Source organism: Rhodobacter calidifons (assembly GCF_011174775.1).
Lineage (GTDB): Bacteria > Pseudomonadota > Alphaproteobacteria > Rhodobacterales > Rhodobacteraceae > Tabrizicola > Tabrizicola calidifons.
In genome coordinates this window covers 341,520-366,167 of sequence record NZ_JAANHS010000002.1, presented here as the reverse complement: position 1 = coordinate 366,167, position 24,648 = coordinate 341,520, and the positions used below count along the sequence as shown (strand labels likewise).

General features: G+C 67.6%; 16 protein-coding genes. 10 read left to right on the top strand and 6 right to left on the bottom strand.

All coding sequences use genetic code 11. The features are described from left to right. Positions 1–109: 109 nt before the first annotated feature. Positions 110–2,212 (top strand): YjbH domain-containing protein, encoded by a 2,103-nt coding sequence (locus G8O29_RS04310; RefSeq protein ID WP_166401979.1) that lies wholly within the window; start codon positions 110–112, stop codon positions 2,210–2,212. Further along, a complete protein-coding gene (locus G8O29_RS04305; RefSeq protein WP_166401978.1) occupies positions 2,209–2,883 on the top strand; it encodes a YjbF family lipoprotein in 675 nt (224 codons plus the stop codon). Before G8O29_RS04310 ends, G8O29_RS04305 begins: the two co-directional genes overlap by 4 nt. 114 nt (positions 2,884–2,997) lie before the next feature. Here the strand turns inward: G8O29_RS04305 and G8O29_RS04300 are convergent, their stop codons facing one another. Together G8O29_RS04300 and G8O29_RS04295 are read right to left on the bottom strand one after the other, a co-directional pair. Beyond that, positions 2,998–6,519, bottom strand: a complete 3,522-nt coding sequence (locus tag G8O29_RS04300; RefSeq protein ID WP_166401977.1) for a translocation/assembly module TamB domain-containing protein — start codon at positions 6,517–6,519, stop codon at positions 2,998–3,000. Beyond that, a complete protein-coding gene (locus tag G8O29_RS04295) occupies positions 6,519–8,339 on the bottom strand; it encodes an autotransporter assembly complex protein TamA (RefSeq protein WP_166401976.1) in 1,821 nt (606 codons plus the stop codon). Before G8O29_RS04295 ends, G8O29_RS04300 begins: the two co-directional genes overlap by 1 nt. A 162-nt stretch (positions 8,340–8,501) precedes the next feature. On the opposite strand from G8O29_RS04295, the gene G8O29_RS04290 reads away from it, so the two are divergent. The 5 genes from G8O29_RS04290 to infB all read left to right on the top strand — a co-directional run bounded on the left by G8O29_RS04290 (position 8,502) and on the right by infB (position 14,803). Then, the gene (locus G8O29_RS04290) at positions 8,502–9,125 is read left to right on the top strand and encodes a class I SAM-dependent DNA methyltransferase (protein ID WP_207623650.1); all 624 of its coding nucleotides are present in this window, start codon (positions 8,502–8,504) and stop codon (positions 9,123–9,125) included. A gap of 194 nt (positions 9,126–9,319) precedes the next feature. Then, positions 9,320–9,925: a ribosome maturation factor RimP gene (gene rimP, locus G8O29_RS04285; RefSeq protein WP_166401974.1), complete on the top strand. Its 606-nt coding sequence runs from the start codon at positions 9,320–9,322 to the stop codon at positions 9,923–9,925. Positions 9,926–9,937: 12 nt separating this feature from the next. Then, positions 9,938–11,548, top strand: coding sequence for a transcription termination factor NusA (nusA, locus tag G8O29_RS04280; protein WP_166401973.1), 1,611 nt, complete (start codon positions 9,938–9,940; stop codon positions 11,546–11,548). A 22-nt stretch (positions 11,549–11,570) separates the two neighbouring features. Then, positions 11,571–12,227, top strand: a complete 657-nt coding sequence (locus G8O29_RS04275; RefSeq protein WP_166401972.1) for an RNA-binding protein — start codon at positions 11,571–11,573, stop codon at positions 12,225–12,227. After that, on the top strand, positions 12,224–14,803 hold the full coding sequence (gene infB, locus G8O29_RS04270; RefSeq protein WP_166401971.1) for a translation initiation factor IF-2: 2,580 nt from the start codon (positions 12,224–12,226) through the stop codon (positions 14,801–14,803). The genes G8O29_RS04275 and infB overlap by 4 nt, the downstream gene beginning before the upstream one ends. A 156-nt stretch (positions 14,804–14,959) precedes the next feature. On the opposite strand, the gene G8O29_RS04265 is transcribed toward infB, so the two are convergent. The 3 genes from G8O29_RS04265 to G8O29_RS04255 all read right to left on the bottom strand — a co-directional run bounded on the left by G8O29_RS04265 (position 14,960) and on the right by G8O29_RS04255 (position 17,680). Then, on the bottom strand, positions 14,960–15,358 hold the full coding sequence (locus tag G8O29_RS04265; protein WP_149076982.1) for a (deoxy)nucleoside triphosphate pyrophosphohydrolase: 399 nt from the start codon (positions 15,356–15,358) through the stop codon (positions 14,960–14,962). Between the two features lie 75 nt (positions 15,359–15,433). Continuing rightward, the gene (gene argJ / locus G8O29_RS04260) at positions 15,434–16,666 is read right to left on the bottom strand and encodes a bifunctional glutamate N-acetyltransferase/amino-acid acetyltransferase ArgJ (RefSeq protein WP_437440797.1); all 1,233 of its coding nucleotides are present in this window, start codon (positions 16,664–16,666) and stop codon (positions 15,434–15,436) included. A 171-nt stretch (positions 16,667–16,837) separates the two neighbouring features. Continuing rightward, positions 16,838–17,680: a peptidylprolyl isomerase gene (locus G8O29_RS04255; RefSeq protein WP_166401969.1), complete on the bottom strand. Its 843-nt coding sequence runs from the start codon at positions 17,678–17,680 to the stop codon at positions 16,838–16,840. Positions 17,681–17,867: 187 nt separating this feature from the next. Between G8O29_RS04255 and secA the strand changes: the two genes are divergently transcribed. The 3 genes from secA to G8O29_RS04240 all read left to right on the top strand — a co-directional run bounded on the left by secA (position 17,868) and on the right by G8O29_RS04240 (position 23,224). Then, on the top strand, positions 17,868–20,603 hold the full coding sequence (gene secA, locus G8O29_RS04250; protein WP_166401968.1) for a preprotein translocase subunit SecA: 2,736 nt from the start codon (positions 17,868–17,870) through the stop codon (positions 20,601–20,603). Positions 20,604–20,761: 158 nt separating this feature from the next. After that, entirely contained in the window at positions 20,762–21,676 is a 915-nt protein-coding gene (locus G8O29_RS04245; RefSeq protein WP_166401967.1) for a hypothetical protein, read from the top strand. Positions 21,677–21,694: 18 nt separating this feature from the next. Then, positions 21,695–23,224: a phosphate ABC transporter substrate-binding/OmpA family protein gene (locus G8O29_RS04240; RefSeq protein ID WP_166401966.1), complete on the top strand. Its 1,530-nt coding sequence runs from the start codon at positions 21,695–21,697 to the stop codon at positions 23,222–23,224. Here the strand turns inward: G8O29_RS04240 and G8O29_RS04235 are convergent. After that, a complete protein-coding gene (locus tag G8O29_RS04235) occupies positions 23,221–24,645 on the bottom strand; it encodes a mannitol dehydrogenase family protein (RefSeq protein ID WP_166401965.1) in 1,425 nt (474 codons plus the stop codon). The genes G8O29_RS04240 and G8O29_RS04235 overlap by 4 nt on opposite strands. Between the last annotated feature and the right edge of the window lie 3 nt (positions 24,646–24,648).

Sequence of the window (24,648 nt, the reverse complement as noted above, 5' to 3'; positions counted from 1 at the left end):
GGGCCGAAATGCAAGCCTCCCCGATATTGTGCCGGATCGGCGGCAAAGGCCCTTGCCCTGAACCGCTTATCTTCGCATAGACTGGACCGAACGCTTGGGCCGGATCACCATGTACCTCCTTTCTCGTCGTCTGCTTGCCTTCCTTGCCGCCGGCACCGCGCTGTCCATGGCGCCGGCCCATGCCGAAAGCACCGGCACGCTGAACCTGAACGGGGCGACCGGGCTGATCGACATGCCCTCGGGCGAAGCGCAGAAGGATGCGACCTTTTCCTTCAGCACCTCGGTCGCAGGCCCGATCACCCGCACGACCTTCAGCTTCCAGTTCAGCGAAAGGCTGTCCGCCTCGTTCCGGTTCCAGACCTGGCGCGACTGGGACGCGGTGATACCGGGCGATCCGAAGGAGACCGACCGCAGCATCGACCTGCGCTACCAGATCCTGAAGGAAGGCACCTGGCGTCCGGCCCTGACCATCGGCTTGCAGGATTTCACCGGACAGGGGCTGTTCGCTTCGGAATATGTGGCGGCCACGAAGAACTTCGGCGACCGGCTGAAGGTGACGGCCGGTCTCGGCTGGGGCCGGCTCGGCAGCTATGGTGGCATCGGGACGCTCTTCGGCGACCGCCCGCCGGTCAGCCCGACCGGCACGCCCAACACTGACCAGTGGTTCCAGGGCGAGGCCGCGCCCTTCGCGGGTGTCGAATACAGGATCAGCGACACCTGGACCTTCAAGGGCGAATATTCCTCGGACGCCTATGTCACCGAGGACGAGGTGCGCGGCCTGATCGAGCGTGACAGCCCGTTCAACTTCGGCTTCGAATACCAGCGCAACCCGAACCTGCGCTTCGGGATCTATTCGCTTTACGGCTCGGAGATCGGGCTGAGCTTCCATGTGATCCTTGATCCGAAAAGCCGCCTGACCGGCGGGATCCCGGGCGCCGCCCCGACTCCCGTCAAGGCAAGGCCCGCGCGGGCGGCCGACCCGGATGCCTATGACGGCGGCTGGGTCACGCAGCCGGATGCCGGCCCGATCCTGCGCCAGAACCTGGCCAAGCGGCTGGCGGCCGACGGGATTGCGGTCGAGAACATCGCCTATACCGCGACGACCGTTCAGGTCCGCATCCGCAACAACCGGATCGACGCGGGTTCGCAGGCCGTGGGCCGCACCGCGCGCGCACTCAGCCATGTGATGCCCGCCTCGGTCGAGGTGTTCGAAATCGTGCCCGTGGTCAACGGCATGGGCGCCTCGAAGATCACCATCCGGCGCAGCGATCTGGAAAGGCTGGAATATACGGCCGACAACGCCACGCTCTTGCGCCAGCGGGTCACGGTGACGGATGCGGGGCCCGTGCCGGCCCATGCGATCGGCGACGAGGCGCTTTATCCCAAGTTCAACTGGAACCTCGGGCCCGCGCTGCGCCTGTCGGAACCCGCAAAGGGCGACATCGGCCTGCGCCTGTCGGCCAACTACACCTTCGCGCCGGGCTTCGTGCTGTCGGGGTCGATCTACAAGCAGCTTGCCAGCAACACGAGCCTCGGCGACCCTTCGACCTCGCCCTTGCCGCATGTCCGCACCGACGGCTCGCGCTATACCGAATTCGGCGATCCCGCGCTGGAGCGGCTGACCTTCGCCTGGTACGCCCGCCCCGCGCCGGACCTCTATTCGCGACTGACCATCGGCTATCTGGAGCGGATGCATGCCGGCGTGTCGGGCGAGATTCTGTGGAAGCCGGTGGACAGCCAGCTCGCGCTGGGGGCCGAGTTGAACTATACCCGCCAGCGCGATACGGATGGCGGCCTGGGCTTCGGCGAATACGACTATGACGTCGTGACCGGCTATGTCTCGGCCTACTACGACTTTGGCAATGGCTTCCTGGGCCAGCTGGATGTCGGCAGGTATCTGGCCGGGGATGTCGGCGCGACCATCTCGGTTGATCGTGTTTTCGCGAACGGCTGGAAAGTCGGCGCCTTCGCCACGGTGACCGATGTCAGCGCGGCGGACTTCGGCAAAAGCGGCTTCGACAAGGGCATCCGGTTCTCGATCCCGTTCAACTGGGCGCTTGGCACCGAAAACCGGCGGGGCTTCGGCATGACCCTGCGGCCAGGCCGGGGCGACGGCGGCGCGCGGGTCGATGTGGACGGCCGGCTGTACGACTCGATCCGGGAGTATCACACCGATGGTCTCGATCCCGACTGGGGAAGGGTCTGGCGGTGAGCATCGCGAAAGGATCGATCGCCACCCTTGCGCTGGTGGCCCTGCTTGGCGCCTGCGGCAGCGACGGTGGCGGCGGAAGCCCGATGATCGCTGCCGTCGGGCAGATGGCCAAATCCGCCGTCAGCAAGGAAAGGAAAGCCACCGCCAAACCGGCGAAGGCCACCAGGGTTTCGCCCCGCGAGAAGCTCGAGGCCAACGGAAAACCGATCCTGAGGGTGAAGGCGCCGGCGCTTGGGCAGGATGCCTTCCTGACGATCATCGACACCAAGGCCGATGTCGTCACCTGGACCGCGCAAAGGCAGGCGAACTTCTCGTTGCGCGACGGCGTGCTGATCCAGACCCGTGGCCTCGGTGCCGACCTGATGTCGGCCGAGGCACCGTCGCTTGCCCAGTTGACGGGAGGGGCAAGCTATCAGCGCATCTACTATTTCCTCGGGCCGGATGATGCCGGAACCCGGCGGACCTACGATTGCACCGCCGCGGTTGCGGGACGTGAAACGATCGAGATCCTGGGCAAGTCGCATGCAGTCACACGGGTCACCGAAACCTGCACCCGCTCGAACGGGAAGGTCACCAACGACTACTGGATCGAAGGCAGCACCGTCCGGAAATCCCGGCAATGGGCCAGCAATGCGGTCGGCTACCTGGACTTCGAGAAGGTGATCGACTGACCCCTTGCCCGGCCCGGGCGGCCGGTCCTTCGGGCGCCGGGGTGCGGGCGGTATGGTGCGGGGCCGGACAAGCGCGCTGATCCTGCCTGGCCACGGCGCGGCCTGCCGCACCGATCAGTAGTCGCGCTGAAGATAGATGCCGATCCCGGTTTCCCCGTCGGCACCCAGCCTGCCCTTGACGGTCAGCCCTCGCCGGAGGTCGAGGTTCAGGTTGATCCGGCTCTTGCCCTCCTGATCGACCTCGACCTCGGTATAGACATTGTCCGAAATGTATTTTCCCGCCCGCACCGCGGCCGAGCCGTCCTCGGCCGTGGTCACGTCCAGATCGTCCAGCCCGAAGGTCCGGCGCAGGTTGCCGACCAGACCGACCCCGCTACGTCCTGCAAGGACCGCAACCGCATTGGCCAGTTGGGCCGCCTGCAAGGCCGAGATGTTGTCGAGGCCCCGCCCGAAGAGAAGACGCGCAAGCACCTCTTCCTGCGGCAGGTCGGGGGAAGAGGTGAAGCGCACCTCGGGGTCGTTGGCCGGGCCTTCCACGGTGACCGTGCTGACGATCCCCTCGCTTTGGCTGTCTGCCGCGATGCTGATCTGCGGAACCAGGCTGCCCTCCATCACCAGATCGGCCCGCGTCAGCACAAGGCGACGCCCCAGGATGTCGATCCGGCCGCGGATCAGGCTGAACCCGCCCGCAGGCCGCACCTCCGCCGTTGTGCCCAGCAGCCGCAGGCTGCCGCCCAGTTCGGCGTCGATGCCACGGCCGCGGACAAAGACCCGGGCCGGGGCGTTGATCGTCAGGTCCAGGCCGATGGCCCGGGACGGCACGGTATCGCGGGAGGCTGCGGCGATGGCGGCCAGAAGCCCGGCCTTGCGCCGGGTCTCGCGCACCGGCGCGGTGTCGCGGACATGGCGGATGTTCATCAGCGCCTCGGCCGAGCCGAAGCCCGAGGCCGGCACCCGCACCTCGGTCTCCCCCAGTTGCAGCGTGCCGGACAGCAGCGCACCGCCCGCCAGCGGCCCGCGCAGGGCAAGCGAACCGCTGACGCGCGTCTCGTAAAGCTCCGGGTCGTAAAGGCGCAGGTTGTCCAGGGCGATGGACAGGTCGGCCTCCTGCCGCCCGTCCAGCCGGACCGGCCCATCCACCCGCAGTCGCCCGCCGGTGGACAGGCCCGAGGTCGCCGACAGCTGAACCGTGCCGCCCGCCAGCTGGCCAATGGCCTGCACCTGTTGCAGCGCCAGGCCAAGCTCCGGGTCGGCGATGCGGCCGTCCGACAGCGTGACCCGCCCGGACAATGAGCCGATGGCAAGCGGTCCGGCAAGTCGCAGGTCATAGCCGACCCGGCCCGAGACCGACCGGGGCGAGAGGAACAGGTTCGCCAGCCCCGCCTCGCCCGAACCGTTGATCGCCAGGTCGGCGGTGCGGAAATCGTTGGCCACCCGGCCCTCGACCCGGGCGGCGATCTGCCCCGGACCGTTGCCACGCAGGTCCAGCCGGTAGCCCGCCGCGTCCTGCACCGCCGTCCCGGCCACGGTCAGCGGGCCCGAGACTTCGGGCACGATCAGGCCAAGGTTGGCCAGCCGGGCGTCAAGGGTGATCCGGCGCAGGTCGCCGTTGATCTCTCCGGTCGCGCTGGCCGTCAGCTGCGGATTCTGCAAACGGGCCGAACGCACCTGGACCACGCCGCTGTTCAGCCCGAGGTCAAGGTCCAGCGTGCTTTGCCCGGCCAGTAGCCGGTCGGCCTCGGGCGTGCCGATGCGCAGCGCGCGGCCCTCGCCCTTCAGCGTGATCGCCCCGGCCTCAGGCGTGCCGCTGAAGCGCCCGTCCAGCATGACCGCGCCGCCATAGCCCGCCCCCAGCACCGCCAGATCGGCCAGGCTGACCGTTCCGCTCACATCCGATCCGGCCGAGGCCAGCCGGCCGCTGGCACTGGCCTGCAACCCTCCGGCCACAAGATCGAGGCTGCGCAGGACCGTGCCCGTCTCGTCGCGCCGGACCGAAGCGGTCAGCCGCGAGGCGCCGGAGAGCAGCCGATCCACCTCGGCCTGACCGATGGAAAGCCCGGTTCCGTCAAAGCCGATCTCGCCATCGACCACGCCCGACAGCCTGCTGGCCGAGCCCGCCAGCTCCAGCCGCCCGGCCCCGCCCAGCGGGCGCCCCGCCAGCCGCGAAAAGCGGGCGAGGTCGCCCACTTCAAGCGCCAGCCGGCCCGTCATCATCAGCGCCTGCTCCAGCCCCTCGATGCGCAGCGCCCCAGTCCCGGTCAGGCCCGCGCCTTCCAGCCGGATGTCGGTCAGCCGCAATGCGCCGGACCCCTCCTGGCTGTGAAACCGCAACGATGCCGCCAGCGCCGTCCCCAGGGCCTCGGCCAGGGCAGGATCGGCGGGGGCCAGGCCCGACACCGTGCCGTTCAGCGTGCCGCCGAAACTGCGCCCGGCCGCGCTGCGTCCGATCCGGCCCGAGCCCTTGACGGCAAGGTCGGCGATCTTCAGGTCGGGCCGGTCCAGCCCCTGCACCGACAGGCTGCCGGACCAGCTGTCGTCATCCCGCTGCGTCGCGTTCAGCGCGAAATCGGCGCGGGTCACCCGGGTGTCCTCCGCCAGGGGCAGCACCACCGGCGCACCGTCCGGCGCGGCCAGCCGGCCCGAAAGCGTCAGCCGCTCCGGCACCCCGTCGGCGGCGATCTCGCCCGCGCCGGTCAGGGACAGCGACCGGGCGGACAGATCCAGGCGGTCCAGCACCACCCGCCCGCCGCCGCTGCGCCAGGCGTCCAGCTTCAAGGCGATCTCGTTGCCGAAGAAATCCACCATTTCGGGGGCAAGGATCGGTGCCAGGTCCCCGGCCAGGTCGGCACCAAAGCGCTGCCCGCCGTCCTCGGCCCGCAGCGTCACCGTGCCGGACAGACGGTCGGCGCCATCCGTGGCAAGCGCGATGTCGGCGGCGAAATCGTCGATCGGCCCCTCCCCCGCGATCTGCAACCGGGCCGAAGGATTGCCGGGAAGGCCCAGCAGGCTGGCCGCGATCCCCCCTGCCGCCTCTTCGGCACGAAGCGACAGCTTCAGCGCGCGCGTGGCATTGGAATAGGCCGCGTCCAGACGGATCTCTCCGGCCGGGCCGTCCCCGGTGCGGATCAGGTCCAGCACCGCCTGCCCCTCGCCCCCGGACAGTTCCAGCGACGCGGACAGCGTGCCGGTCACCGGCTGGCCCAGAAGGTCGGGGCCAAGTTCGATCCGGTCGGCGGCGACCTTCTCGATGTCGATCGAGACCGGCAGGTCCGGCAGGCTGAACCCCGCCGCCTCGGGCGCGGGCATCGCCTCGGGCGTGGCCACGGGCGCGCGGGTGACGATGATCTCATCGGCGGACAATTCGTTGACCACCACCTCGCCGGACAGAAGCGCCGAGCGCGACCAGTCCAGCACCACCCCGTTCAGCGTGATCCAGATGCCCTGGTCGTCGGCGATGGTCAGTTGCTCGATCGTGGCCTGCGAGGACAGGGCTCCGGCAAAGCCCGTCACCGTGACCTTGCGCCCGGCGCCCGAGAGCGTGTCCTCGAGAAAGGCCGTCAGATAGTCGCGGTCGTCCTCCTGCGCCTGGACGGGCAGGCCGAAAAGGACAAAAGCAATGACGAGGGCGCGCCGCATCAGAAAGCCTGCCCCAGGCCGACGTAGATCTGCACGCCGTCACCGGTCGTGCCGCTGACCGGCGCGGCCACGTCCAGCCGGATCGGGCCAAGCCCGGTGTCATAGCGCAGCCCGAGCCCGGCCCCGGCATGGGCATTGGAAAAGTCGCCGCCGAACCCGTCGATCCCGATGCTGCCCCAGTCCACGAAGCCCACCACGCCGATCCGGTCGGTCACGCTGGCGCGCAGCTCCACCGACCCGGCCAGGAAATACTTGCCGCCGATCTGGAACTGCGGCCCGAAACCACGCGACACGGCGACACCAAGCGAGCGGTAGGGCTGGCCCCGCACCGTGCCGCCTCCGCCCGAGAAGAACAGGTCGCTGCGCGGCGTCTCCAGCAGGGACGGGCCAAGCACCGCCCCCGCCTGCGCCCGCGCCGCGATGACGAAGCGCCCCGGTTCGCCCAGACTGCGATAGAGGCGCCCGTCCAGCGTCGCCCGCAGGCCCGACCCGGTGGTGCCGAAGCCCAGGAAGGGCTTGGCCGTGGCGTCCAGATAGAAGCCGCGCGTCGGGTCGGTGGGCTCATCGCGCCGGTCCCAGGTCAGGCCGACGGGCAGGGACAGGTTGCGGAAGTCGAAGCGCCCGCCGGGATCGCGCCCGCGCATCGTGTCGTAGGTCAGCCCGACCCGCGCCGTCAGTTCCTCGGAAAAGACGTGGCTGAAGCGCAGGCCCAGACCGAAGGCATCCAGCGCATAGTCGATCTCGTCCTCATGCGCATAGGTCAGGATCAGCCCCGCCGTGGTGTCCGGGGTCAGCGTGGCGGGCCGGTCCAGCGTGACCTCGGCCCGGTAGTCGATGCCGCTGAGACTGGCGCCGATGTTGGTGATCTCGCCCTTGACGCCCAGCCGTTCGCCCCCGCCCAGAAGGTTGCGGTGCAGCCACGAGGCCGACAGGGACAGGCCGTCCAGGCTGGCAACCTCCACCCCAAGCGCATAGCGGCGTGGCTTCTGTTCGACCACGCTCGCCGTGATGCCCAGAAGGTCGGGCGCGGTGATCCGGTCGTCCTCGGTCAGCGCGACAGAGGAGAAGATGCCGGTGCGCCGCAGCCGCGCCTCGGCCCGGCGAAGTTCGGTCTCGCTGAAGGTTTCGCCTTCGGGCAGGCCGGCGATCTTGCGGATGCGCGCTTCGCGCATGCGCTGTTCGCCGACGATGGCAAGCGGCCCGAAGCGCAGACGCGGCCCGGGGGTCAGGCCCACATCGGCGTCGATTCGCCGCGCGGCATGGTCGGCAAGCACCCTGTCCGCGCCCACGAAGGCCTTGGCATGGCCCGCCTCGCGCCAGGCCGAGATGGCGACATCGACCGCCGTCTGCACCTGGCCGCTTTCCGCAATCTCTCCGGGTCGGAAACCCTGGGGCAGTTCGGTGCCCGGCGCCAGGGGGGCGATTCGCGCCTGGCCGAAACGGAAGGGCGGGCCCGGGTCCACCTGGATGCGGATGGTCGAGATCGCCCGCGGGGCTTCCAGCGCCGGGATCGCCGCCGCCTCGCGCCCGTCGATCAGGATGCGGATATCGACCGCGTAATGCCCCCTGGCGTAAAGTGCCGCCAGGATATGGGCATAATCCGACCGCGCCGCCGCCAGCAGGTCCTGCGGATCGGTCTGGCCCTGCACTTGCAGCGAGCGGACCATCGCGGCTTCGGTCACGGCCCGGGTCAGCGTCTCGGACCCGCCCAGGACCGCGATGTCCAGACGGTCCAGCGCCATGGCCTCGGACGCAACCAGCATGCCCGCCAGGAAACCCAGCGCAGCCCGGAGCCGTGACGTCTTCGGACCGGCATGCATCCGGCGCGACCCTTTCCCTTTCCTTAACCCGGACTATCGCAGCTTGTTCCGGCCCCTTCAATCCGGGGAAAGCCGATCGGCAGGCAAGGGTTCCCCGAAACCCGTCATCAACCTGTGACAGGACCATTGCATGACTGCCGCCAGCCTGGAGGATTGCAGATGATGGACGATGGCTACGACCTGGAAGAGGCCTACCAGATCAACGGCCCCGAAGATGCCCGCCGCATGTATGGCGACTGGGCGCCGACCTATGACGAAAGCTTCGGCATGGCCTGGGGCTACATCGCCCCGCGCGAGATCGCGGCCATCCTGAAGGGCGAGATCGCGCCCGGGGCCGAGATCCTGGACATCGGCGCCGGCACTGGCCTCGTGGCCGAACACCTGCGCGGCCTGACGGTGGACGCGCTGGACATCACCCCCGAGATGCTGGAGATCGCCCGGCCGAAGGGCCTGTATCGCAAGCTCATGCTGGGCGATCTGACCAAGGCGCTGGACATCCCGGACGCCAGCTACGACGCCGTCATCAGCTGCGGCACCTTCACCCACGGCCATGTCGGGCCGGAATGTTTCCCGGAACTGCTCCGCATCACCCGCCCGGGTGCCGTGTTCGCCTGCGGCACCATCGGCCCTGTTCTGGACGGCGCGGGCTTCGGGTCGGAACTGGCGCGGATGGTGGCCCACGGCAGGATCAGTCCGGTCGCCTGGCGTGACATTCCCATCTACGAAGGCGCGGATCATCCGCACAAGGACGACCGGGGCCTCGTGATGGTGTTCCGCAAGCTCTGAACGCCGCTCGTCAAGCCCCGCGGGCACTTCTGGCCGGACCCGCGAAAAGGGCCGACGAGGTCGATGAGCATTCTGCTTGCAGACTCGAGCCAAGGCGCCTATATCCCTGTCAACAGCTGCTTCCGGATCCAAACTGGAAGCTACCGAAAGTCACGGGCGGGCCGCTGGGTCCGCCTTTTTGTTTCTGGAATGACATGTCCGATCTGATCGCGAAAACCGCCATCGACCGCCGCCTGGCCGACATCGTTCAGCCGGTGATCGAAGGGCTGGGCTTTGAACTCATCCGCCTGCGGCTTATGGGCGGCAAGACGCGCGTCTTGCAGATCATGGCCGACCGGCCCGAGGGCGGGATCGGCGTGGACGAATGCGGCGACATCTCCACCGCCGTCTCTGCCGTTCTGGATGTCGAGGACCCGCTGGAGGATGCCTATGTGCTGGAAGTCTCTTCCCCCGGCATCGACCGGCCGCTGACCCGGCTGAAGGACTTCGAGACCTGGAAGGGCTGGGAAGCCCGGATCGAGACGACCGAGCTGATCGACGGCCGCCGCCGCTTCAAGGGCGATCTGGCCGGGGTGGAAGGGGACGAGGTTCTCATCACCATCGACGAGGGCGGCGAGGACGTGACCATCGGGCTGAAGTTCGACTGGCTTTCGGACGCCAAGCTTATCCTCTCGGACGCGCTGATCGCGGAAATGCTGCGCCAGAAGAAGGTGGCCGAACCCGCCGATGGCCAGTTCGACGCGATCGAGGAAATTGATGGGGACGAGGACGACGCGCCCGCCCCCGAGACGAAACACTAGGGAGAGAAACCCATGGCAATCACCTCCGCCAACCAGCTGGAGCTTCTGCAAACCGCCGAAGCCGTGGCCCGCGAAAAGATGATCGACCCGGATCTGGTGATCCAGGCGATGGAGGACAGCCTCGCCCGCGCCGCCAAGTCGCGCTACGGCGCGGAAATGGACATCCGCGTGAAGATCGATCGCAAGACCGGCCGCGCGACCTTTACCCGCGTCCGCACCGTGGTCGAGGACGATGCGGTGGAAAACCACCACGCCCAGCTGACGGTGAAGCAGGCGAAAGCCTACCTTGCCGATCCCAAGGTCGGCGACGAAATCGTGGACGAGGTTCCCCCGGTCGATCTGGGCCGCATCGCCGCACAATCGGCCAAACAGGTCATCCTGCAAAAGGTGCGCGAGGCCGAACGGGATCGCCAGTACGAAGAGTTCAAGGACCGCAAGGGCACGATCATCAACGGCGCCGTCAAGCGCGAGGAATACGGCAACATCATCGTCGACATCGGCCGCGGCGAAGGCATCCTGCGCCGGAACGAGAAGATCGGCCGCGAAGCCTACCGCATCGGCGACCGCATCCGCTGCTACATCAAGGACGTGCGCCGCGAACCGCGCGGCCCGCAGGTCTTCCTGTCGCGCACCGATCCGCAGTTCATGGCGGAACTGTTCAAGATGGAAGTGCCGGAAATCTACGACGGCATCATCGAGATCAAGGCGGTGGCCCGTGACCCGGGCAGCCGCGCCAAGATCGCCGTCATCAGCTACGACAACTCCATCGACCCCGTCGGCGCCTGCGTCGGCATGCGCGGCAGCCGCGTGCAGGCCGTGGTGAATGAACTCCAGGGCGAAAAGATCGACATCATCCCGTGGAACCAGGACACCGCGACCTTCCTCGTGAACGCGCTGCAACCTGCCGAAGTCTCCAAGGTCGTGTTCGACGAAGAGGCCGGCAAGATCGAAGTCGTGGTGCCCGATGAGCAACTCAGCCTGGCCATCGGCCGTCGCGGCCAGAACGTTCGCCTCGCCAGCCAGCTGACCGGCCTCGACATCGACATCCTGACCGAGGCCGAAGAATCGCAGCGCCGTCAGGCCGAATTCGCCGAACGCACCAAGCTGTTCATGGATGCGCTGGACGTCGACGAGATGATGGCCCAGCTTCTGGTCGCCGAAGGCTTCACCAACCTGGAAGAGGTCGCCTATGTCGAGCTGGACGAGCTTCTGTCCATCGACGGCTTCGACGAGGATACCGCCGCCGAACTTCAGGCCCGCGCCCGCGACCATCTGGAGGCCGCCAATGCAAAGGCGATGGAAAACGCCCGTGCGCTTGGCGTCGAGGACAGCCTGGTCAACTTCGAAGGCCTGACGCCGCAGATGCTGGAGGCGCTGGCCAAGGACGGGATCAAGACCCTGGAAGACTTCGCCACCTGCGCCGACTGGGAACTGGCGGGCGGCTGGACGACCGAGAATGGCCAGCGCAAGAAGGACGAAGGGGTCCTGGAAAAGTTCGACATGTCGCTGGAAGAGGCGCAGAACCTCATCATGACCGCGCGGGTCATGCTGGGCTGGGTCGATCCGACCGAACTGGAGCAGCCCGCCGACGAGGCTGCCGATGACGAGGAGGCCGAGGCCTGATCCCAGGCCTCGGGGACACGCGTTGACGCGCGGCGGCCGGGAAAAGGAACGGATCGAGCCGGAACGCAAGTGCATTGCGACCGGGGAAAGCCAGCCGAAGGCGGGGCTGATCCGCTTTTGCGTCGGACCCGACGGGCAGATCGTCCCGGACGTGCTGGGGAAACTGCCGGGCCGGGGCATCTATGTCTCGGCCGACCGGGCAGCGCTGGACAAGGCGGCGAAGAAGAACCTGTTCTCCCGCGCTGCCCGTCAGCCGGTGAAGGTGCCCGAGGGGCTTGCCGATCTGGTCGAGTCTCTGGTGCTGCAACGGACCATCGACCTGCTGTCGATGGCGCGCAAGGCGGGTGAGGCGGTCACCGGCTACGAGAAGGTGAAGGACTGGCTGGTCAAGGGCACGGCGGCGACGCTGATCCAGGCCAGCGACGGGTCGGAACGGGGCAAGACCAAGCTGCACGCACCGGATGGCGCGAAAGGCTTCATCGGCTGCCTTTCGGCTGGGGAAATCGGTTTGGCATTCGGACGGGAACGTGCGATACACGCCGCGCTTGCTGCTGGTGGACTCAGAACGCGTGTTGTAGAGGAAGCGGCAAAACTCGCTGGCTTGCGTGGGCATTTGCCCTTGCAGACGGGCGGGGATGACGGCGGCGAGACCGCCATGAAGGATACGAAGAACGCATGAGCGATACTGACGGCAAGAAACCTCTTGGCCTTGGGGGCGCCCCCCGTCCCGGACAGGTGAAGCAAAGCTTCAGCCATGGCCGGACCAAGAGCGTCGTGGTCGAAACCAAACGCAAGCGCGTCGTGGTGCCCACTCCGGCGAAACCGGGGGCGCCAGCCGCCGGCACGACTCCGGCTGCGACCAACCTTGGCGACCCGTCGAAACGTCCCGCCGGCATCTCGGATGCCGAGATGGAGCGTCGTCTTGCCGCCCTGCGTGCCGCCAAGGCGCGCGAGGCCGAAGAGGCCGCGCGCCGTGCCGCAGAGGATCGTGCGCGCGAGGAAGACCGCGCCCGCCGCCGCGAAGAGATCGAGGCGAAGGAACGCGCGGATCGCGAACGCGCCGAGGCGCTGCGCCTGAAGGCCGAGGAAGAGGAACGTGCCGCCAAGGCCGAGGCTGCGGCCAGGATCGCCGCTGCCGAGGCGCGAAAGGCCGAAGTTCTGGGCACCCGCGCCCGCTCGACGACGCCAGCGCCGGCTGCGACCAAGCCCGCAGAGCGCGCTGCGCCTGCCTCGCCCGCCACGGCAGAGGATGCGCGCGGCCCCGCTTCGGGCAAGCCGGGCCTTTCGCCCCGCAAGACCGACCGCGAAAAGGACGATCGCGCCGACCGCGGCGCCAAGCGCGGGGGCGAAGAAGGCCGTCGCTCGGGCAAGCTGACGCTGTCCGATGCGATCTCGGACGAAGGCGGCCGCCAGCGCAGCCTTGCCGCGATCAAGCGCAAGCAGGAAAAGGCCCGGGCCAAGGCTCTGGGTCTGGGTCACAAGGCCGAAAAGCAGGTGCGCGAGGTGCAGCTGCCGGAAACCATCGTCGTCAGCGAACTGGCCAACCGCATGGCCGAACGCGCTGCCGACGTGGTCAAGGCGCTGATGAAGATGGGTATGATGGTCACGATGAACCAGCCCATCGACGCCGATACCGCCGAGCTTGTCATCGAGGAATTCGGCCACAAGGCCGTCCGCGTCTCGGACGCCGATGTCGAACAGGTCATCGACACCGTGAAGGACCGGCCCGAGGACCTGCGCCCGCGCCCGCCGATCGTCACGATCATGGGCCACGTCGATCACGGCAAGACCTCGCTTCTGGACGCGATCCGCAAGACCAATGTCGCCACCGGCGAGGCGGGCGGGATCACCCAGCACATCGGCGCCTATCAGGTGAAGACGCCCAACGGCCAGCTGATCACCTTCCTCGACACGCCGGGCCACGCGGCCTTCACCTCCATGCGCTCGCGCGGGGCTCAGGTGACGGACATCGTGGTCCTGGTGGTCGCGGCCGATGACGCCGTGATGCCGCAGACGGTCGAGGCGATCAACCACGCCAAGGCCGCCAAGGTCCCGATGATCGTGGCGATCAACAAGATCGACAAGCACGAGGCGAATCCGACGAAGGTCCGCACCGACCTGTTGCAGCACGAGGTCGTGGTCGAAGCCATGTCCGGCGACGTGCAGGATGTCGAGGTTTCGGCCAAGACCGGCCAGGGTCTGGACGACCTCCTTGAAGCCATCGCCTTGCAGGCCGAGCTGCTGGAACTGAAGGCCAACCCGAACCGGGCGGCTTCGGGTGCGGTGATCGAGGCCAAGCTCGACGTGGGCCGTGGCCCCGTTGCGACGGTGCTGGTGCAGAACGGCACGCTGAAGAAGGGCGACATCTTCGTCGTCGGCGAACAGTGGGGCAAGGTCCGTGCGCTGATCAACGACAAGGGCGAGACGATCCCCGAGGCAGGGCCGTCGGTTCCGGTCGAGGTGCTGGGTCTGTCCGGCACGCCGTCCGCCGGTGACACGCTGAACGTCGTGGAAACCGAGGCCCAGGCGCGCGAGATCGCCGATTACCGGATCAAGACCGCCAAGGACAAGCGGGCTGCGGCCGGGGCTGCGACGACGCTGGAACAGCTGATGGCCAAGGCCAAGGCCGACCAGTCGGTCGCGGAACTGCCGATCCTGATCAAGGCCGATGTGCAAGGCTCGGCCGAGGCGATCGTCCAGGCGATGGAGAAGATCGGCAACGAGGAAGTCCGCGTCCGCGTGCTGCATTCGGGCGTCGGGGCGATCACCGATACCGACGTGGCGCTGGCCGAGGCGTCGAAGGCGCCGATCATCGGCTTCAACGTCCGCGCCAACGCGACCGCGCGGGCCTCGGCGACGCAGAAGGGGGTCGAGATCCGCTATTACTCGATCATCTATGACCTGGTCGATGACATCAAGGCGGCCGCCTCGGGCCTTCTGAAGGCCGAGGTGCGCGAGAATTTCATCGGCTATGCGAAGATCCTGGAGGTCTTCAAGGTCTCGGGCGTGGGCAAGGTGGCCGGCTGTCTGGTCACCGAGGGCGTGGCGCGCCGGTCGGCCGGGGTTCGTCTGCTGCGGGACAACGTGGTGATCCACGAGGGCACGCTGAAGACGTTGAAGCGGTTCAAGGACGAGGTGAAGGAAGTCATCTCGGGCCAGGAATGCGGGATGGCTTTCGAGAACTACGAGGACATCCGGCAGGGCGATGTCATCGAGATCTTCGAGCGGGAGGAAGTCCAGCGCACGCTGGAGTGACCGGGCCGCCGCGCGCGGCGCGTTTTTCAGAGCCAATCTTTTCAAAGTGTTGGCTGTGGACGTTCAGGAAAACTTAACGAATGCGCCGGGCCTTCGGGTTCGGCGCTTTTCGTTTGGGGCGGCTCGTCCTGAGCCTTCGGCGTCGACGCGCGGCGGTCAGAGCCAGTCGCGCAGGATCGGGATCAGCGGCAGGTCGGCCGGCGGCATCGGATAATCGCGCAGGGCGTTCGGCCTGACCCAGGCCAGTTGCTGGCCTTCGGTCGCGCGCACCGTGCCCTGCCAGCGGCGGCAGGCGAACAAGGGCATCAGAAGGTGGAAGTCGTCGTAGGAATGACTGGCAAAGGTCAGCGGCGCGAGGCAGGAGGCCCAGGTGTCGATGTCGAGCTCTTCCTTCAGTTCGCGGATCAGCGCGGCCTCGGGCGTCTCGCCGGGTTCGACCTTGCCGCCGGGAAATTCCCAGAGCCCCGCAAGCGACTTGCCCTCGGGCCGCCGGGCCAGAAGCACGCGACCGTCAGGGTCGATCAGGGCGACGGCAGAGACGAGGACGATCTTCATGCGAGGGTCCTTCGTGGGAGCCCCCGGGGGTTTCACACCCCCGGACCCCCGTGGGATATTTGCGGACAGATGAAATCAGGAGCGGTAGTCGGCGTTGATCTCGATGTAGCGGGCGGTCAGGTCGCAGGTCCAGACCGTGCGTCGGCCCTTGCCGAGGCCGAGGTCCACGGCGAAGACCAGCTCCTGCCCCTGCATGTAGGCGGCGCCGTCCTCTTCCCGGTAATCGGGGTTCCGCCAGCCGTCGCGGGCGACGAGGATGTCGCCGAAGCGGATCGTCAGACGGTCGCGGTCGGCCTGGGCGCCCGACTTGCCCACGGCGGCGACGATCCGGCCCCAGTTCGGGTCCTGGCCTGCAACGGCGGTCTTGACGAGGGGCGAGTTGGCGATGGCGAAGGCGACTTTAGCGGCGTCCTCGTCGGAGGCGCCACCCGTGACGCGGACCTCGACCAGCTTGGTCGCGCCCTCGCCGTCGCGGACGACTTGCAGCGCCAGATCGCGCATCACGCCATGGAGCGCGGTCTCGAAGGCTTTCAGCGTCGGACCCTTGAGTTCGGCGGCGGCGGACTGGCCGGTTGCGGCAACGAGGAGCGTGTCCGAGGTCGAAGTGTCGCTGTCCACGGTGATCGAGTTGAACGTGGCATCCACGTTGCGCGAGACAATCTTCTGGAGCTGGTTCGCCCCGATCTTCGCATCGGTGAAGATATAGACCAGCATCGTCGCCATGTCGGGCGCGATCATGCCCGAGCCCTTGGCGATGCCGGAAATGTGGATCATGCCGCCGTCGCCCTGCACCGTGGCGGCGGCGCCTTTCGGGAAGGTGTCGGTGGTCATGATCGCCCGGGCGGCCATTTCCACCGCGTCCTCGGTCAGCCCGGCCACCAGGTCGGGCACCCTGGCGGTGATCTTCTGATACGGCAGCGGCTCGCCGATCACCCCGGTCGAGGAGGAGAAGACTCGGCTGGGCGGGATCCCCAGCGCCTCGGCCACGGCGCCGGTGACGGCGGCGACGGCCTCGTCGCCCGCCTTGCCGGTGAAGGCGTTGGAATTGCCCGAGTTCACGATGATCGCAGCCCCCGCATCGGCGGGCACCTTCATCGCCAGTTTCGCCTGACAGTCACGCACGCAGGCCGAGCGGGTGGAGGACCGGGTGAAGACCCCGGCCATCGTGGTGCCGGGCGCGAGGCGGACCAGCATCACGTCCTTGCGGTTCTGGTAGCGCACCCCGGCCTCGACCGCGGCGAACTCGGCCCCCTTGATGGCGGGGAGCGCGGGGAAGCTGGCGGGGGCCAGGGGCGAGACCGGCTTCATCGCCTTTTTCGCCGCCGCCACCACATCGCCCACGGCCTCTTGCACCGCATCGGCAACCGGACCGGCGGCGGCGGTCAGGCTGTCCTTCAGCTTGCGGACCTTCTTCTTCAGCGCCTTCGCTTCGGCCTTCCAGTCGGTCTTTCCCATCTCCGTCCCCCCATCCTGCCCGTGTCAGTCGATCAGATCGGCCTTCTTGAGCAGGGCGGGATCGAGCCCCTCGCCCTCGCGGGTGACGGTCGCAACCTTCGAGAGTTCCTCGATCCGGGCGTTGATTGCGGCGCGCTCGACCTCGGCGGCCAGTTCGTCGCGCATCTGGTCCAGCGTGGGCTTTTCCGCGATGCGGGTTTCCTTGACCAGGATCAGGTGCCAGCCGAAGTCGCTTTGCACCGGGCCGGCGACTTCGCCCACCTTGGCGGCAACGACCGCATCCTCGAAGGGCTTGACCATCATGCCAAGGCCGAACCAGCCCAGATTGCCGCCATTGGCGCCCGAGCCGGTATCGGTGGACCTGGCCTTGGCCAGTTCGGCGAAATCGGCGCCGGCATCGAGTTCGGCCTTGATCGCCTGGGCCTCTTCCTCGGTCTGCACCAGGATATGCGCGGCGTTGTATTGGGTCTGCGGCTTGGCGTCCTTGAAGCGGGCGTCATAGGCCGCTTGCAGGGCAGCGTCGGTCACCGCCTCCTTGACGATGCCGTCGATCGCGAGGCCCGAGACAAGGCCGCGCCGGTCGTTCTCGATCGTGGCCATGGCGCGGGGAGTGAGGTCCTTGACCGACTGGGCCAGGACTTCCTGCTGGATCAGCTGTTCGTAGATACCCCTGAACAGCACGTCGTCGGGCAGTTGCTGGTATTCGGGCGGCAGGGATTCACGCAGCGCGATCATGTGGCCGAGCGTGATCTTGGTGCCGTTCACCGTGGCAACCACGGTGTCGGCGGTTTCGCCTTCGGCAAGGGCGGGGCCTGCAAGCACCGCTGTCAGCGCCAGAACCGACCAGAAGCCTGAACGTTTCGCCATTTTCACCATCTCCTGATCCGGGCGACGGGCCGCCCAAGTTGACTATCCCGGCCTTCCCCCTTACATCGCGACAGTCGCGTGGAGCGGGGCCATCCGGTCATGCTCTGGCCCTTCTAGGGAAGGTGTCGGGGCCGGGCAAGCCCAAGGGACACACGATGCTGTCAGAAGCCGCCCCTCGGGAGATGAAATGCTGGGACTTGGATCGCTCGCGCGGAAGATGTTCGGGACGCCGAACGACCGCAAGGTAAAGTCCGTCCGCCCCGTGGTGGCGCAGATCAACGCGCTGGAGCCGGAGTTCCAGGCGCTGAGCGATGAGGGCATCATCGCCAGGACGCGTGAGTTCCAGAAGCGGGTGCAGGAAGGCGGCGAGAGCCTGGATGCGATCCTGCCGGAAGCCTTTGCCAACTGCCGCGAGGCGGCGCGACGGGCGCTGGGGCTGCGGGCCTTCGATGTGCAGCTGAAGGGCGCGATCTTCCTGCACCAGGGCAACATCAGCGAGATGAAGACCGGCGAGGGCAAGACGCTGGTCGCGGCCTTCGCGGCCTATCTGAATGCCCTGACCGGCCGGGGCGTGCATGTCGTCACGGTGAACGACTACCTGGCCAAGCGCGACGCGGAATGGATGGGCAAGGTCTATGCCCAGCTGGGGATGACGACGGGGGTTGTCTATTCGCACCAGCCCGACGACGAGAAGAAGGCCGCCTACAAGGCCGACATCACCTATGCGACCAACAACGAGCTGGGCTTCGACTACCTGCGCGACAACATGAAATCCTCGCTGGAGGACATGGCGCAGCGGGGGCATTACTATGCCATCGTCGACGAGGTGGACAGCATCCTGATCGACGAGGCGCGGACGCCGCTGATCATCTCGGGGCCGAGCCAGGACCGCAGTCCGCTGTATCAGGCGGTCGACAAGGTTATTCCGCACCTTCAGCCGGAACACTATGCGGTGGACGAAAAGACCCGCAGCGTGACCCTGACGGAAGAGGGTAACGACGTCATCGAGGACCTGTTGCGCCAAGCGGGGATCCTGCCCGAGGGGCAGAGCCTCTATGCGGCCGAAAGCACCAGCATCGTGCACCATGTCAACCAGGCGCTGCGGGCGCACAAGCTGTTCCACAAGGACCAGCAATATGTGGTGATGAACGATGAGGTGTTGCTGATCGACGAATTCACCGGCCGGATGATGAAGGGCCGGCGCCTGTCGGACGGGCTGCACCAGGCCATCGAGGCCAAGGAAGGCGTCAGGATCCAGCCCGAGAACGTCACCTATGCCAGCGTCACCTTCCAGAACTATTTCCGGCTTTATGAAAAGCTGGGCGGCATGACGGGGACGGCCGCGACCGAGGCCGAGGAATTCCGCGAGATCTACGGGCTTGGCGTGGTCGAGGTGCCGACGAACCGCCCCGTGGCCCGGATCGACGAACACGACCAGGTCTTCCGCACCGCGCGCGAGAAATACGACGGCATCCTGAAGGCGATCAAGGAAGCGCATGCGAAGGGCCAGCCGATCCTGGTCGGCACCACCTCGATCGAGAAGTCGGAACAGCTTTCGGCGATGCTGAAGAAGGAGGGCATCCCGCACAACGTGCTGAACGCCCGCCAGCATGAACAGGAAGCGAAGATCGTCGCCGACGCGGGCAAGCTGGGCGCGGTCACCATCGCGACCAACATGGCCGGGCGCGGCACCGACATCAAGCTGGGCGGCAATGTCGAGTTCAAGATCATGGAGGCCATCGCCGCCGATCCGCATGGCGACCACGTCGCCATCCGCGCCCGGATCGAGGCCGAACACAAGGACGAGGAAGAGGCGGTCAAGCAGGCCGGGGGTCTGTTCGTCCTGGGCACCGAACGCCACGAAAGCCGCCGGATCGACAACCAGCTGCGCGGCCGGTCGGGCCGTCAGGGCGACCCGGGCCGGTCGGCCTTCTTCCTGAGCCTCGAAGACGACCTGATGCGCATCTTCGGGTCGGAACGGCTGGACAAGATCCTGTCCACGCTGGGCATGCAGGAAGGCGAATCCATCGTCCACCCCTGGGTGAACAAGTCGCTGGAAAAGGCGCAGGCCAAGGTCGAGGGGCGCAACTTCGACATCCGCAAGCAGCTTCTGAAGTTCGACGACGTGATGAACGACCAGCGCAAGGCGATCTTCAGCCAGCGGATGGAGATCATGCAGGCCGATCATGTCGCCGATGTCGCCGCCGACATGCGCCACCAGGTGATCGAGGATCTGGTCAATCTGAACATGCCGCCCCGGTCCTATCCGGACAGCTGGGATACCGAGGGCCTGGCGGCAGCCTGTCGCGAGATGCTGAACCTTGACCTGCCCATCGCCGACTGGGCCGCCGAGGAAGGCGTCGATCAGGCCGGGATCCTGGAGCGGATCATCGCGGCCTCTGACAAGATGATGGCCGAAAAGACCGAAGCCTTCGGGGCCAGCACGATGCAGACCATCGAGAAGCAGGTCCTGCTGCAAGCCATCGACACGAAATGGCGCGAGCACCTGCTGCGCCTGGAACATCTGCGCTCGGTCGTCAGCTTCCGTGGCTATGCGCAGCGCGATCCGCTGAACGAATACAAGACCGAAGCCTTCCAGCTGTTCGAAGGGCTGCTGAATTCGCTGCGCGAACAGGTCACCCAGCAATTGTCGCGCATTCGCCCGGTGACGAAGGAAGAGCAGGAAGAGATGATGCGGCAGCTGATCGCCGAACAGCGGGCTGCGGCGCAGCCGAAGGTGCTGGAGACAGCCGGCGCCGCCGTGGCCGCCGGTGCCGGTGCAGCCGCTGCCGCCGTGCCGGCGGGCCGCCGACCCGGTTTCGTCGAGGGCGATCCCGCGACCTGGGGCAATCCCGGGCGGAACGACCCCTGCCCCTGCGGCTCGGGCCAGAAGTTCAAGCACTGCCACGGCCGCATCGTCTGAGGTTGTCGAAGCTGCTGAAAAACCGGCGCCGCGGTGATCGACGCGGCGTTTTCATGGCCTTTCGGCAGCAAGACCAGCCGCTACCCAATTAATGCCATTTCTCTGCCCCGATTGGCCCCTAGCCGTAAACGGTGCGATTCTCGTACCGGAGCACTGCCATGCTTTGGGGCAAAAAGGTTCTGCGGATCACCGCTGCGATTGCGGTGGCCGCCTTGGCGGCCCATACGGCCGAAAGTCAGAAAGGTCAGAACGCTGCGCAGCCGCTGGCGGCCACGGGCATTGAACGACTGGCCGCTGCCCGCCCGGCGGCGACCGGCGCTGCCGCCGGCGCGATCCCGCCGTCGGCCTCGCTTGGCGCGTCCGGCGATGTCGCCATGGGCAACCTGGTCGGAATCACCCCGGTTGCGGCCTCGATTCCGGCCACGGCGGGCGACCAGTGCCGCCCGGCCCTGCACCTGGAGGCCGCCCCCGGCGCGATGATCCTGCTGACGCTGACCGCGCCCTGCAATCGCAGCGAACGGATCGTGGTGCGCCATTCCGGCCTGTCCTTCGCCACCCGGACCGAAGCGGGCGGCGAAACCCGGTTGCTGCTTCCCGCGCTGAAATCCGACGCCCTGGTGGCCGTCTATCTGGCCGGATCGCGCCTGGTCATTGGCAAGGTCGCCGTGCCGGATGTGACCTTGTACACGCGGGTTGCCGTGACCTGGGAATGGCCGGCAGAGGTGGAACTGCGCGCGACCGAGGGCAACCGGGTGCTGGTGGCCGCCGCCGCCAATCCGGCGGGAGAGCCGTCGCGCCTGATGTCCTTCGGGGCGCCGGATGTGCAGTCCCCCGTCATGGCGCATGTCTATTCCGTGCCGGGCCGGGATCTGGGCGATGTCGCGCTTTCGGCCGAGCTGCGGATCACCCCCGCCTCTTGCGGCAGGACCCTGCGGCTGGGGACGATCTATGCCGCCAACGGGCGCACCGTGGTGCAGGAGCGCGAAGTCCCCGTGCCGCTCTGCGGCACTGCGGGGGACATTCTGCTGTTGAAGAATCTTTCGCCTGCCCCGAAACTCGCCGCTCCGAAGTAAGCTCCGGAATGGCAGTTGATGGGTGTGAAGGCAGGGCTGGCGGCGCTGTGCGTTGCGGCGATCATCGGTGTTTCCGCTGCCGCCCAGGATGTGACCCTGGTCGCCCGCGAAGGCGGTATCGTGCTGAGCGGCACCTTGCAGGGCTATGACGGCGAATTCTACCGGATCAGCACCAGCTACGGGCTGCTGACCGTCGATGGTCAGGGCGTGATCTGCGAAGGGCCGGCCTGCCCCGAGCTGGTCGCCCCGCGCGCGGCGATCCGTGTGGTCGGGGCCCGGGACGCGGCCGGCCTGCTACCGGCGCTGTTCCAGGCCTTTGCCAATGCCCGCGGGCTGGTCTATGAACCCCAGCCCGGCGATGGCTTTGCCGCCCGCATCCTGGACCCGGCGACGCGCAAGGTGCTGGCCGACCTGTCCTTTCAGCCGATGCCCCCCGAGGCCGCCAGCGCGGCGGTCAGCTCTGGCGCGGCCGATCTGAAACTGTCCTTCGCCGCCGAGCCAGGCCTGGCCGCCCATTCCGTCGCGATGGACGGCATGGTGGCCATCGTCGCCCCCGACAACCCGACGCCCGCGATCTCGACCGCCGACCTCGCCCGCGTCCTGGCGGGAGAGGTGGACAACTGGGCCCAGATCGGCGGGCCGGACATGCCGATCGTCCTGCATGCGCTCGCGCCGGAGACCGACCTGCAACAGGCGCTTGCCGCGCGGCTGCGGCAGACCGGGGAGGCGGCGGATGTGCTGCATCCGGACCTGGCGACCCTGGCCGAGGCCGTGGCGCGGGACCCCTGGGCCATCGCGCTGACCGGGCGGTCGGCCATCGTTCCGGCCCGGCGGATGCCGCTGACCGACAGCTGCGGCTTCCCGCTTCTGCCGACATCGCTGGCCATCAAGGCGGGCGACTATCCGCTGGCGCTGCCGGTGATGCTGTTGTCGGCCAGGCGGCGCATGCCGCTGATGACGCGCGAATTCCTGGCCTTCCTGCGCACGCCGGCCGCGGACGCGGCGGTGACGGCGACGGGATTCATCGACCGGTCGCCAACACGTCAGCCGATGACGGCGGACGGCTTGCGGCTGATCAACGCGATCAAGGGCGCGGGCGCGGATGTGACACTGGAGGATCTGAAACGGCTGGCCGGGATCATGGACGGGGCGGATCGGCTGTCCTTTACCTTCCGCTTCGAGGACGGGTCCTCCACGCTGGATGCCACCTCGCAGGACAGTCTGGAGGATCTGGCACAGCTGATCGCCGCCGGGCAGTTCCGCGACCAGAAGCTGGTGCTGGCGGGGTTTTCGGACGGGTCGGGCGCGGCCAAGGCGAACCTTGCGCTGTCGGTGGACCGCGCGGCACGCGTGGCGCAGGAGCTGGCCGCCATCGCGCCCGACCTGTCCCCGGCGCAGATGCCGGTCGTCGAAGGCTTTGGCGAGGCGCTGCCCATGGCCTGCGACGAAACCGCAATCGGCCGCCAGCTGAACCGCCGGGTCGAGCTGTGGGTGGTGCCGGACTTCACCCCGACCGGCACCCCGCCCGCGCTGGCACCGGCGCCCTAGCCGAGGTATTCGCCCAGCGTCTGGCGGGTGCCGACGGCCCAGAGCCGGTTCAGATGGCGCGCGAAGGCAGTGGCAAAGCGCGCATCCTGCCCCAGATCGCCATAGACCGAAGTCATTTCCAGCCAGGCCGCCGGGCGCGATTTCGCCGCCCTGGACCGCGCCACCAGCGCGTCCCAGTCGGGATCGTTCGGCGGGATCGGCGTGCCGCTGTCGGTTTCGCCATGGCAGTAGCGGCACCACATCGCGCTGACCAGGGCCAGCCCCTCGACCGACCCGCCCGCCGCCAGCGCATCGCGGATCGAGGGGACGATGAACTTCGGTTGCCGGTTCGAGCCGTCCAGGCAGATGCGGCGTTCGGTGTCGGCGACCTCGGGGTTACTGAACCGTTCCACGATCAGACGGTAATAGTCGCCGAGGTTGGTGTCGGGGACGGGCGGGATGTAGGGGATGATCTCGTTCACCTCGACCTTGTCCAGAAGGCCCCGGATCAGCGGGTTCGCCATCGCCTCGTGGACATATTCGATGTCCATCAGGCCCCCCGGATAGGCGATGGTCGCATGGCCGCCGTTCAGGATGCGGATCTTCATCAGCTCGAAATTGTGGACATGCGGGGTGAGGGTTACGCCGACCTTCTCCCACGCCGGGCGTCCTGCGGGGAAGTTGTCCTCCAGCACCCATTGCCGGAAGGGCTCGCAGGTGACGGGCACGGGGTCGTCGGCAAGCCCGAAGGCCGCCGCCATCGCCCTTTCGCGCGGGCCGGTGGCCGGGGTGATCCGGTCCACCATGCCGTTCGGGAAGGCGACGTTTGACGCGATCCAGTCGGCGAAGGCGGGATCGGACAGCCGCGCAAGGCCCGTCACCGCGTCGCGCGTCACATGGCCGTTGCCGGGAAGGTTGTCGCAACTCATCACCGTGAAGGGCATCACTCCCGCCGCCTTGCGCGCCTTCAGGGCCGCGATGATCGCGCCGAAGGCCGTGCGGTGCGGATCGGCGGCATCCGCGACGATCTCGGGGTTGGTCGGGTCGAAGGCGCCGGTTGCCGGGTTGATGAAATAGCCGCCCTCGGTGACGGTCAGGCTGACGATGCGGATCTCGGGGCGGGACATGGCCGCGATCAGGGCCGCGTTGTCCGGTTCCACCGGCAGAAAGTCGATCATCGCCCCGACCCGCCGTGCGGATTTGCCCTTGGGGTCCAGCTCGATCACCGTGGACAGGCAATCCTGCGCCTTCAGCGCCTCGCGCATCCGGGCATCGCCCTCGCGCACCCCGGCGCCCAGGATCGCCCAGTCGTGGTTGAGCCCCATGTTGAAAAGGTCGTCCAGATAGACGGCCATATGCGCCCGGTGAAAGTTTCCGAGGCCGATATGGACGATGCCGGGGGTCAGTTTCCGGCGGTCGTAGGCGGGAAGTTGCACGGTCATCGG

Coding starts and splice junctions, on each gene's coding strand:
- G8O29_RS04310 (WP_166401979.1), top strand. CDS start 110: ATGTACCTCCTTTCTCGTCGTCTGCTTGCCTTCCTTGCCGCCGGCACC.
- G8O29_RS04300 (WP_166401977.1), bottom strand. CDS start 6,519: ATGCGGCGCGCCCTCGTCATTGCTTTTGTCCTTTTCGGCCTGCCCGTC.
- G8O29_RS04295 (WP_166401976.1), bottom strand. CDS start 8,339: ATGCATGCCGGTCCGAAGACGTCACGGCTCCGGGCTGCGCTGGGTTTC.
- G8O29_RS04290 (WP_207623650.1), top strand. CDS start 8,502: ATGGACGATGGCTACGACCTGGAAGAGGCCTACCAGATCAACGGCCCC.
- rimP (WP_166401974.1), top strand. CDS start 9,320: ATGTCCGATCTGATCGCGAAAACCGCCATCGACCGCCGCCTGGCCGAC.
- nusA (WP_166401973.1), top strand. CDS start 9,938: ATGGCAATCACCTCCGCCAACCAGCTGGAGCTTCTGCAAACCGCCGAA.
- infB (WP_166401971.1), top strand. CDS start 12,224: ATGAGCGATACTGACGGCAAGAAACCTCTTGGCCTTGGGGGCGCCCCC.
- G8O29_RS04265 (WP_149076982.1), bottom strand. CDS start 15,358: ATGAAGATCGTCCTCGTCTCTGCCGTCGCCCTGATCGACCCTGACGGT.
- argJ (WP_437440797.1), bottom strand. CDS start 16,666: ATGAAGCCGGTCTCGCCCCTGGCCCCCGCCAGCTTCCCCGCGCTCCCC.
- G8O29_RS04255 (WP_166401969.1), bottom strand. CDS start 17,680: ATGGCGAAACGTTCAGGCTTCTGGTCGGTTCTGGCGCTGACAGCGGTG.
- secA (WP_166401968.1), top strand. CDS start 17,868: ATGCTGGGACTTGGATCGCTCGCGCGGAAGATGTTCGGGACGCCGAAC.
- G8O29_RS04245 (WP_166401967.1), top strand. CDS start 20,762: ATGCTTTGGGGCAAAAAGGTTCTGCGGATCACCGCTGCGATTGCGGTG.
- G8O29_RS04240 (WP_166401966.1), top strand. CDS start 21,695: ATGGGTGTGAAGGCAGGGCTGGCGGCGCTGTGCGTTGCGGCGATCATC.
- G8O29_RS04235 (WP_166401965.1), bottom strand. CDS start 24,645: ATGACCGTGCAACTTCCCGCCTACGACCGCCGGAAACTGACCCCCGGC.